The 9,575-nt window shown below is 70.7% G+C and carries 8 protein-coding genes; 1 reads left to right on the top strand and 7 read right to left on the bottom strand.

Annotation, left to right across the window (positions count from 1 at the left end; genetic code table 11):
- Positions 1-128: 128 nt before the first annotated feature.
- Entirely contained in the window at positions 129-794 is a 666-nt protein-coding gene (locus IE258_RS37500) for a response regulator (protein ID WP_189750263.1), read from the bottom strand.
- Positions 791-2,080 carry a sensor histidine kinase gene (locus IE258_RS37495; protein ID WP_189750262.1) on the bottom strand — a complete coding sequence of 430 codons (1,290 nt, stop codon included), beginning with the start codon at positions 2,078-2,080 and terminating at the stop codon, positions 791-793. Before IE258_RS37495 ends, IE258_RS37500 begins: the two co-directional genes overlap by 4 nt.
- A gap of 94 nt (positions 2,081-2,174) precedes the next feature.
- On the opposite strand from IE258_RS37495, the gene IE258_RS37490 reads away from it, so the two are divergent.
- Positions 2,175-2,735 carry a GNAT family N-acetyltransferase gene (locus IE258_RS37490; protein ID WP_189750261.1) on the top strand — a complete coding sequence of 187 codons (561 nt, stop codon included), beginning with the start codon at positions 2,175-2,177 and terminating at the stop codon, positions 2,733-2,735.
- A gap of 18 nt (positions 2,736-2,753) precedes the next feature.
- Here IE258_RS37490 and IE258_RS37485 read toward each other — a convergent pair whose 3' ends face one another.
- The 5 genes from IE258_RS37485 to IE258_RS37465 are packed head-to-tail and all read right to left on the bottom strand — an operon-like array spanning position 2,754 to position 9,425.
- Positions 2,754-4,283, bottom strand: coding sequence for a type IV secretory system conjugative DNA transfer family protein (locus tag IE258_RS37485; protein WP_189750260.1), 1,530 nt, complete (start codon positions 4,281-4,283; stop codon positions 2,754-2,756).
- 45 nt (positions 4,284-4,328) lie between these two features.
- Positions 4,329-5,744: an ATP-binding protein gene (locus tag IE258_RS37480; protein WP_189750259.1), complete on the bottom strand. Its 1,416-nt coding sequence runs from the start codon at positions 5,742-5,744 to the stop codon at positions 4,329-4,331.
- Positions 5,745-5,756: 12 nt separating this feature from the next.
- Positions 5,757-7,316, bottom strand: coding sequence for an SCO6880 family protein (locus tag IE258_RS37475; RefSeq protein WP_159328965.1), 1,560 nt, complete (start codon positions 7,314-7,316; stop codon positions 5,757-5,759).
- Positions 7,313-8,635, bottom strand: coding sequence for an energy-coupling factor transporter transmembrane component T family protein (locus tag IE258_RS37470; protein WP_189750258.1), 1,323 nt, complete (start codon positions 8,633-8,635; stop codon positions 7,313-7,315). Before IE258_RS37470 ends, IE258_RS37475 begins: the two co-directional genes overlap by 4 nt.
- Entirely contained in the window at positions 8,625-9,425 is an 801-nt protein-coding gene (locus IE258_RS37465) for a DUF8175 domain-containg protein (RefSeq protein ID WP_189750257.1), read from the bottom strand. The genes IE258_RS37470 and IE258_RS37465 overlap by 11 nt, the downstream gene beginning before the upstream one ends.
- Between the last annotated feature and the right edge of the window lie 150 nt (positions 9,426-9,575).

The raw sequence follows: 9,575 nt of genomic DNA, 5'->3' as shown, positions 1-9,575 counted from the left end.
GGTACTGCAGGGGGGACCCTGTGGGAGAGTAGGACGCCGCCGAACAATCATTGCGAGGAAACCCCGCACCGGGAACGGTGCGGGGTTTTCTGCGTTCTACCCCCGGTTGTTTTGCTGCCCCGCGGTTTCTAACCCACCAGCTTTGTTTCGTAGGCCAGGATGACGGCCTGGACGCGGTCCCTCGAACCCGTCTTGGCCAGGATGCGGCCCACGTGGGTCTTCACCGTCGATTCGGCGAGGTGGAGGCGCTCGGCTATTTCGGTGTTGGTCCAGCCCTGGCCCATGACCCGCAGGATCTCGGTCTCCCGGTCCGTGAGGGGGGTCAGGCGCGCGTCGGGCGAACCGCTCGGCTTCGGTTGTGTGGCCGCCGGGAGGTGGTGGACGTAGGCGTCGAGGAGGCGGCGGGTGAGGCTCGGGGCGACCACCGCGTCACCCGTGGCCACCGCGCGGATGCCGGACAGGAGCTCCTCGGGCTGGGCGTCCTTGACGAGGAAGCCGGAGGCGCCGGCGCGCAGGCCGGAGTAGGCGTACTCGTCCAGGTCGAAGGTGGTGAGGATGAGGACGCGGGTGCGGCCGCCGCCCTCGACGATGCGACGGGTCGCCTCGATGCCGTCCAGGCCGGGCATGCGGACGTCCATGAGGACGACGTCGGGGTGGAGTTCGGCCGTCATCCGGGTCGCTTCGGCGCCGTTGGCCGCCTCGCCCACGACCGTCATGTCGTCCTGGCTCTCCAGGAGCATGCGGAAGCCGAAGCGCTGGAGGGGCTGGTCGTCGGCGATGAGGACGGTGGTCACTGCGGGGATTCCTCCGGTAGGTGCAGATGGACGCGCCAGCCCTGTTCGGGGGCCGGGCGTGGGCCGGCCTCAAGTGTGCCCCCGTACAGGGAGGTGCGTTCGCGCATCCCGGGCAGTCCGCGGCCGCCTGAGAGGGCGGGGGACGGGAGCGGGGTCGCTCGGCCCGTGTCGGTGACGGTGAGGCTGACGGCACCGCCCGCCTCGTAGGCGAGGTCGATGTGGGCGGTCGCGTCGGGGCCGGCGTGCTTGAGGGTGTTGGTGAGAGCTTCCTGGATGACGCGGTAGAGCGTGAGCTGGCGGCCCTCGGGGAGTACGGGCTCCCCCTTGATGGTGGTGCGGACGGGGAGGCCGGCCCGGCGTACGCCGTCGAGGAGGCGGTCGAGGTCGGTGAGGGCGGGCTGCGGGGCCAGTTCGGGTGCCGCGTCGGTGCCGTCCTGGTCGTCGTCGCGCAGGACGTCCAGGAGGCGCCGGAGTTCGCCGAGGGCCTGGCGGCTGGTCGTGCCGATGGCGTCGAGGGCCTGGGCGGCCCGGTCGGGGGACTTGGCGGCGGCGTACCGGCCACCGTCGGCGAGGCCGGTGATGACGGAGAGGTTGTGGCCGATGATGTCGTGCATCTCCCTGGCTATGCGGGCGCGTTCGGCCGCGGCGGCCAGCCTGACCTGCTGGTGGCGTTCCGTCTCCAGGCGGTGGGCGCGGTCCTCGAGGGCGTCGGTGTAGTTGCGGCGGGTGCGGACCGTGATGCCGATGAGCGCCGCCACCGCGACGGACATCAGCTGGGCGCCGATCTGCTGCTCCCAGGTGGGCTGGTCGCCGTAACGGATGGCCGAGACCGCGACCGGGGTGAGTACGAGGAGGGCGGCCCAGGAGAGGGTGCGCAGGGACAGTCGCAGGGCGATGTGGAAGACGACGAGCAGCTGGAGCATGGCGGCCTGGAGGATGGCGCCGCTCCAGGCGTTGAGGAGGGCGACCGGGGTCATGGCGAGCAGCACCGCCGCCGGGTGGGTGCGCCGCCACAGGAGCGGAACCGAGAAGCCCAGGCTCAGGGCGAGCAGCAGCCCGGTGGGAACGTCCAAGTCGTGGGCGACGTAGTTCCGGCCGCCGTTGAGGTAGGCGTTGAGGTCGATGAGTGCGGCCGTCAGCCAGAATCCGGTCAGGTGCAGGTCCCACACGAGTGGACGGCGGCGGTCGAAGCCTCGGACTCGCTGGGTGAAGCGCTGGATGTACTCGGTGAGGGGTTCGGCGCCTCGGTCCTCCGGTGCCGGCCGGGCGGCGTCCACGTGGTCCATCCGACCATGGTCGGGGGTACGGGGGCGGGAGGCGTCGTTCCGGAGGCCGTATATGAGGTGAGGAGCGTAGTACCCGGGTATTACGGTGGCCGGCATGAGTGCCTCGGTCCCCGGTGACTACGTGATCCGCTCCATACGCGCCGACGAGTGGCCCGCGGTGAAGGAGCTGCGGCTGCGGGCGCTGCGGGATCCGCTCGCGGACCTCGCGTACCTGGAGACGTACGACGATGCCGCCGCGCGACCGGACTCCTTCTGGCGGGAGCGGGCGGCCATGGGCGGCGAGGGGGCTTGCGGAGCGCAGCAGCTCGTTGCCGTGGGGCCCGGCGGGCTGTGGCTCGGCACGCTGACCGTGATCGTGGAGGAGGCCGGGACGATGGACTGGGCCGGGTTCCCGGTGGAGCGGCGGCAGGGGCACGTCGTCGGGGTGTTCGTACGGCCCGAGTGGCGGGGGAGCGGGCTGACGAAGGCGCTGTTCGACGCCGGTCTCGAGTGGGCCTGGGCGAGTGGTCTGGAGCGGGTGCGGCTCATCGTGCACCCGGACAACGGGCGGGCGCGGGGCGCCTACGGCAAGGCCGGTTTCGTGCCGAGCGGGCGGACGGTGCCGCTGGTGGGCGGGCCCGGCGACCACGAGTTGGAGTACGTGCTGGAACGCTGACCCCGCCGTGCGCTCCGGTCAGACGGGGAGTTCGTCGTGGGGCCAGCGGGCGCGGCCCTGTTCGCGGGAGCGGAGCAGGGCCAGGGTCGGCATGCCGATGTCCGTGCCGGTGGCCAGCAGCTCCGGGAGCTGGGGGAGCGGGGCCACGGCCGCGACGTCGTCCAGGACGAGCGTCATTGGTGGGTCGAGGCGACCGGAGGATGACCGTTCGGCCATGCGCCGGCCGCGCTCGACCACGCTGGAGACGAGCGCCGTCAGCAGCGGCATCGCGCCCGGGCTCGTGCGGGGGTCCTCAATGGATTCACCCACCACGTAAAGGGTTCCCTGTTCGTGGATGAAGGAATCCAAGGCGAGGGCATCATTTCGGTTGGGAGTGCACGCCTCGCGGATATTGACCGTGGAGAGTGCGGCCAGGGCCCGGGCGGTGAGCTGCTGGGCCATGTCCCGGCGCTCGGGATGGGCGGTGAGGGACCCTTCGAGTTCTCCCGCGGAGCCGGGGGCGGCCTTGGGGTGGGTGCGCAGGATCCGGACGGCGTCCTGGACCTGGAGGCCCTGTGACCAGCGGTGGACGTGGCGGATGGTGCGGCCGTCGATGGCGGCGGCGTGGAGGTAGCAGCGCAGCAGCAGTTCGGCCGTGTCGCCGACCGCCTGGTCGAGGCGGGCGGTGGGGCGGACCGGCGTGAGCAGGGCGGCGGCTCGGGCGGTGGCCGTCGGCCGGTCCTCGCAGCCTGCGGTGGGCGACCAGTGGAAGCGGGCGGGGGTGTCGCAGAGGTGGTTCGGGTCGTAGACGTGGGCGGGGCCGAGTTTCGCGCGGGCGTCCTTGGTCTCGGACCAGAGCGCGGGGTTGGACGTGATGACGAGGGCCGCGCCCTCCGCGTCCCGCAGGGCGTCGGTTGCGGTTTCGTGGCGGCTGTCCCGGGAGCCGTAGTGCACCGCGCCTTCGGCGCGGTTCGTTTCCCATCCGCCCACCCGTTTGCCGTTGGCCGCGGAGGCTGAGGGGGCGGTCTGCTCGGCCGGGGCCTGCGGCGCGGGCGTGGTGGGTGGGGCCTGCTGCGGCGCCCTCGGGGTGGGTACCTCGTGCACCGGCTCGTCCTGGACCAGGGTCTCCTGGACCGGCGTCTCCTGCGCCACCGGCGCCGGTTCTGGTGCCGGTGCCGGTACCGGCGTTGGCACCTCGCGCCGTCGCTGCCGTACCGCTCGCCACCGTGCCACCGTGCCCATCACGAACACCGTCAGCACCAGCAGCACCATCAGCTGGCCGATGAACAGTCCCCAGAACAGCCCGTACCCGGAGAGTGCCGTGTCAGGGGCGTCAGGCCAGGCGCCGGGGATGTCGTGGGGGTCGGAGATCAGTTGGCGCATGGCCTGCGGGGTGCCGGTGAAGCTGACGCCGTCGGGCCAGGAGCCGCGGGCGAACAGGGCGGACAGGCCGGTCGCCGTCCAGACCAGCAGGGTCATGCCGAGGAGGAAGGCCAGTATGCCGATCAGCAGGCCGTCGGGGATGCCGCCCTGGGCCGGCCGCTGATCGCGGCGGTCGTCCGGTCTCATGCGTCCGGTGCCTCTCCTCGTCCCACTGCCTACTGCCTACGGCTCCTACGCCACCGTCGATTCCGACGAGTCGCCGATGTGCTGTTCCATGAACGCCGCCGCCCGCTCCTCCGCCTCCAGCTCGGCGGCGCGCAGGGCGTCGTCGGTCAGGTGGTCGGTGGAGGACTCGGTCATCGCGCGGTCGGTGAAGACCAGGGGGCGTTCGGTCTCGGTGATCAGGTGCTTGACCACCTGGACGTTGCCGTTGACGTCCCACACCGCGATGCCGGGGGTGAGGGACGGGATGATCTCCACCGCCCAGCGGGGCAGGCCGAGGACGCGCCCGGTGGCCCGTGCCTCGTCGGCCTTCTGGGCGTAGATGGTGCGGGTGGAGGCCATCTTGAGGATGGCGGCGGCCTCTCTGGCGGCCGCCCCGTCGACGACGTCGGACAGGTGGTGGACCACCGCCACGAAGGACAGACCGAGCCGGCGCCCGAACTTCAGGAGCCGCTGGAACAGCTGCGCCACGAAGGGGCTGTTGATGATGTGCCAGGCCTCCTCGACCAGGAAGATGCGCTTCTTCCGGTCGGGGCGGATCCAGGTGTGCTCCAGCCAGACGCCCACGATGGCCATGAGGATGGGCATGGCGATGGAGTTGCGGTCGATGTGGGAGAGGTCGAAGACGATCAGCGGGGCGTCGAGGTCGATGCCGACCGTGGTCGGGCCGTCGAACATGCCGCGCAGGTCGCCGTCGACGAGCCGGTCGAGGACCAGAGCGACATCCAGACCCCAGGCCCGTACGTCGTCTATGGCGACGTTCATCGCCTCGGCGGACTCCGGCTCGGGGTGGCGGAGGCGCTCGACGATGTCGGTGAGGACCGGCTGGCGTTCGACGATGGTCTCGTTGACGTAGGCGTGCGCGACCTTGAGGGCGAAGCCGGAGCGCTCGTCCAGGCCGTGGCCCATGGCGACCTCGATGATCGTCCGGAGCAGCGCGAGCTGGCCGGTCGTCGTGATCGCCGGGTCGAGGGGGTTGAGCCGGATGCCGTGGTCCAGGGCGGCCATCGGGTCGAGGCGGATGGGAGTTATGCCCAGCTCCTCGGCGATGAGGTTCCACTCGCCGACGCCGTCCTCGCCCTGGGCGTCCAGGACGACGACCTGGCGGTCGCGGAAGCGGAGCTGGCGCAGGACGTACGTCTTCTCGAGGGCCGACTTGCCGTTGCCCGACTCACCGAGCACCAGCCAGTGCGGGGCGGGGAGCTGCTGGCCGTAGAGCTGGAAGGGGTCGTAGATGTAGCCCTTGCCGGAGTAGACCTCGCGGCCGATGATCACGCCGGAGTCGCCGAGGCCGGGGGCGGCCGTCGGCAGGTAGACGGCCTGGGCCTGGCCGGTGGACGTGCGGACGGGGAGGCGGGTCGTCTCCACCTTCCCGAAGAGGAAGGACGTGAAGGTGTCGGTGAGGACGGTCAGCGGGTCCCGCATCAGGCTCAGCCCCTACCTTCGGATGCCGGTGGCGAACGGAAGAGTGTTCACGAAGGCGCGATGGTGCTCACGGTCGCACCACTCCAGTTTCAGGTACGACTTTCCGGCCGACGCCCTTATCGTCCGCTTGTCGCGGGCCAGGGCCTCGGGGGTGCGGGAGGAGACGGTGATGTAGCCGACGAGGTTGACGCCGGCCGCGCCGCTGGCGAGGTCCTCGCCGCGCTGGTCGAGACGGCCGTGGGCGGCGATGTCGCGGGGGTCCACGGTCCGGTTCATCTTGGCGGCGCGGGACGCCTCGGCGTCGTCGTTCGTCTTCTCGGTCAGCATGCGCTCGATGGCGACCTCGGTGGGTTCGAGGTCCATCGTGACGGCGACGGTGCGGATGACGTCCGGGGTGTGGACGAGGAGGGGGGCCAGGAAGTTGACCCCGACCGGCGTCATCGGCCACTCCTTGACCCAGGCGGTGGCATGGCACCAGGGGGCGCGGGTGGCGGACTCGCGGGTCTTGGCCTGGAGGTAGGTGGGCTCCATGGCGTCCAGCTCGGCCGGCCAGGCGTTGCGCTTGGTCATCGCCTGGATGTGGTCGATGGGGTGGTCCGGGTCGTACATGGCGTGGATCAGGGAGGCGAGCCGGCCCTGGCCCAGCGGCTGGCGTACGCGGATGTCGGCTTCCTGGAGGCGGGAGCAGATGTCGGTCAGCTCGCGCGCCATGACGACGGCGAGCCCGGCGTCCCGGTCCAGCTTGCGTCCGGTGTGCGGGCGGGCGGCGCGGGCCATGGTGTGCGCTTCGGCGGCCAGCTCGCGGTTGTAGTGCATGCAGGCGATCAGGTACGCGCGGTGCTGCTCGCTGCTGGTGGACACCATCGACTGGAGCTGGTCGTACGACTGCTGGAGCCACGGCGGTGACTTGTCGTCGCCGCGCTGGGCGACGTCCTTGGCGTGCGCGTCGGGGTCGGCCGGGAGGGTACGGGCGAGCATCTGGATGCGGGTGACGAAGCCGTCGCCGTTGGCCACGTGCTTGAGCAGGGTGCCGAACCGGTCGACGAGGGCTTCCTGGTCCTCGGAGTCGCGCAGGCCGACGCCGGGCCCCTCGATCTCGATGGCGGCCGTCACGGTCTTGCGGTCGGCGTGCAGCAGTACGGCGATCTCGTCCGGCCCGAAGGGCGCCGCCAGCCAGGAGATCCGGCCGATGCCGGGCGGCGGGCCGACCTCGATCTCGCGGCCGTCGATCCTGGTACCGGCCTCGATGGCGCCGGAGCGGTAGGTGGTGCCCCGGCGGAGCGTGCGCTTGTAGCTGCGGTTGATCTCGAACCACCGGTAGAACGTGCGGTGGTTGTACGGCACGTAGACCGCGGCCAGCGCGAGCATCGGGAAGCCGACGAGCAGCACGATGCGCAGGCTCAGGACGGGGACGAGGAGCCCGCACATCATGCCGAGGAACGCGCCCGCGACGATCAGCGCGATCTCTCCGGTCTCGCGGTTGCGGCCGACGATCGCGTTCGGCCGGGCGCGGCCGATCAGATACGTACGGCGGGGCGTGACCGTATGGGACACGTGGGACTCGGTCGTCAACGCCCGTCACCTCCTGTGCTCTTGCTGTTGCGGGTGTTGCTTGCGTGCGGTGTGTTCACCGGGCTGCCGGAGCGCGGTGCGGGTGCGGCGGAGGGGACATTTCCGCCGCCGCCGTTCGAGGGGCGCGAGCTGTGCGCGGCGACTCCGCCGGAGGCGGGGTTCGAGGGGCGGGCGGCCGCGGACTGTCCGCCTCCGCCGTCGCCGTTGTTGCGGCTGCTGTGGGTTCTGATGCCCTGGGCGACGAGGTTGGCCGGGGAGCTGATCACGGCGGCGGCCTTGCCCTCGGCGCCCTGCATGATGCGGTTGTTGCGGCCGTTGGCGATCTCGTCGCCGAAGCCGGGGACGAAGCGGTAGATCATCGCCGAGGCGAAGATCGCGAGCAGGATGATGGCGAGGCCGGACACGATGGCGGCCACGGAGTCGGGCCCGTCTGCCGTGGTCAGCGCGCCGGCCAGGCCCAGCACGATCACGATCACGGGCTTGACCATGATCACGGCGATCATGATGCCGGCCCAGCGGCGGACGTGGCCCCACAGGTTCTTGTCGACCAGGCCGGCGTAGACGACGACGCCGAGCAGGGCGCCGACGTAGAGCAGGACGGCCCGCAGGTACAGCTCCAGGTAGAGGACGCCGGCGGCGACGATCGACACGAACGACACCAGGATCAGCATGATCGGGCCGCCGCCGATGTCGTTGCCCTGCTTCAGCGCCTGGGAGAACGTGCCGAAGAAGGTGTCCGTCTGGTCGCCGGTGCCCTTGGCCAGGACATCGGTCACGGCGTCGGTGGCCGACACGACCGTGTACAGGATCAACGGTGTGAAGGCCGACGCCAGGACGGTGAGCCACAGGAACCCGACGGCCTCGGAGAGCGCGGTGGTGAGCGGGACGCCGCGCACGGCACGCTTGGCCACGGCCAGCAGCCACAGGACGAGCGTCAGGAACGCGGACGCGGCGAAGACGACGGCGTACTGCTTGAGGAACGTGTCGTTCGTGAAGTCGACGTCCGCGGTGTTCTTCACGGCGTTGCTGAGCGTGTCGACGGTCCAGGCAGCGGCGTCGGCACAGCCCTTGGCCAGGGAGGAGAGGGGGTCGAGGGTGTTCGGGAGCGTGTCGGGGGTGCTGCCGCCGCCACCGGATCCCCCGCCTTCGCCTCGTTCGCAGTAGTCCTTGGCGGGGCCCGCGATGAGCGAGCAGGGATCGTCCTTCGTCGGTGTCGGACTGGGCTCGGCGAAAGCGCGTGTTGAGCACACGACGGCGGCTGCCTGAGCAGTTGCCACCAAGGCGGCGAGTTTGAGGGCGCGGTGCTGGCTACCGGGCATAGGTAAAGCCTCCGAACTCCTGGACCGCCTTGCTCATCTCATCGGCCCCCGAAACAGGGCTGTCCCCCGGGACAGGGGTCGGTCCGTTCTTCTGGCTGGTCTCCAGGACCTTCCAGTCACCGCCGGCCCAGTTCAGTTTCATGGTCACCGTGAACCAGTTGGTCGTCACCGGATTGGTCGTCTTCTCACCAGTGAGTCCGAAGAGGCCGTTGCACCACACTTCGACAGTGGCGGCGCCGTCGCTGAACGACGTAACTTTGGTCCCTGCTGGCAGTGTCCGGTTGACGAAGGTGGCCCCCGTCAGCGCCTTGCCGTTCTCGTCGAGACCGATCGACTTCAGGAAGGCTGTTGAGTAGTCGGCGTCGAAGCCGGACTGGAGGCGGTCGACCCAGCCGGGGGCGGCGATCGCCTGCACGATCTCGTGACGCTTGACCCTGCTGAACATCCCGTCAGAACCCAGTGCCACCGCGTAGTTCGCCGCCGCGCTCTGTGCGCCCTGTTCGTCATGGGCGAAGCCCGACTGGACGGGGCGCGTTCCGGTGGGGGCCGTCGCCGATGTCTTCGGCTTGTTTCCGTCGCCGCCCTCCGCGGATGCGGAATCGTCTCCTCCACGGTTCGCGAAGGCGATCGCGGCGATCAGCAGGACGACGACGCCGACCACGGTGACCAGGCTCCGAGAGGAGGAGCGGCCGCCGCGTCGGGGGCCGCCGTCCTCCTCGGGCAGCCGGAGCCGGGTCTGGCCGGCGCCGCCGTAATCGCCGGACGAGTGGTGATCGTCTCCGAGACTCATGCCGCGTACGCCCCCTCGACGTCGGGTCGACCGTGTACGTACGACGGTAGCCGTGCTGGTTCCCGCTCGGGCGCGGTGTTATGACTCGACATCAGGGAAACGCAACCTCAGCCGGTTGGCACGACGGGCGGGTGGGATGGAGGGGGAGAA

This window comes from Streptomyces tendae (assembly GCF_014650435.1).
Classification (GTDB): Bacteria; Actinomycetota; Actinomycetes; order Streptomycetales; family Streptomycetaceae; genus Streptomyces; species Streptomyces tendae.
This window is presented reverse-complemented; position numbering and strand designations above follow the sequence as displayed.

What these genes read in the sequence shown, in the direction of transcription:
- IE258_RS37495 (WP_189750262.1), bottom strand. Translation starts at nt 2,080, where the DNA reads ATGGACCACGTGGACGCCGCCCGGCCGGCACCGGAGGACCGAGGCGCC.
- IE258_RS37490 (WP_189750261.1), top strand. Translation starts at nt 2,175, where the DNA reads ATGAGTGCCTCGGTCCCCGGTGACTACGTGATCCGCTCCATACGCGCC.
- IE258_RS37485 (WP_189750260.1), bottom strand. Translation starts at nt 4,283, where the DNA reads ATGAGACCGGACGACCGCCGCGATCAGCGGCCGGCCCAGGGCGGCATC.
- IE258_RS37480 (WP_189750259.1), bottom strand. Translation starts at nt 5,744, where the DNA reads ATGCGGGACCCGCTGACCGTCCTCACCGACACCTTCACGTCCTTCCTC.
- IE258_RS37470 (WP_189750258.1), bottom strand. Translation starts at nt 8,635, where the DNA reads ATGCCCGGTAGCCAGCACCGCGCCCTCAAACTCGCCGCCTTGGTGGCA.
- IE258_RS37465 (WP_189750257.1), bottom strand. Translation starts at nt 9,425, where the DNA reads ATGAGTCTCGGAGACGATCACCACTCGTCCGGCGATTACGGCGGCGCC.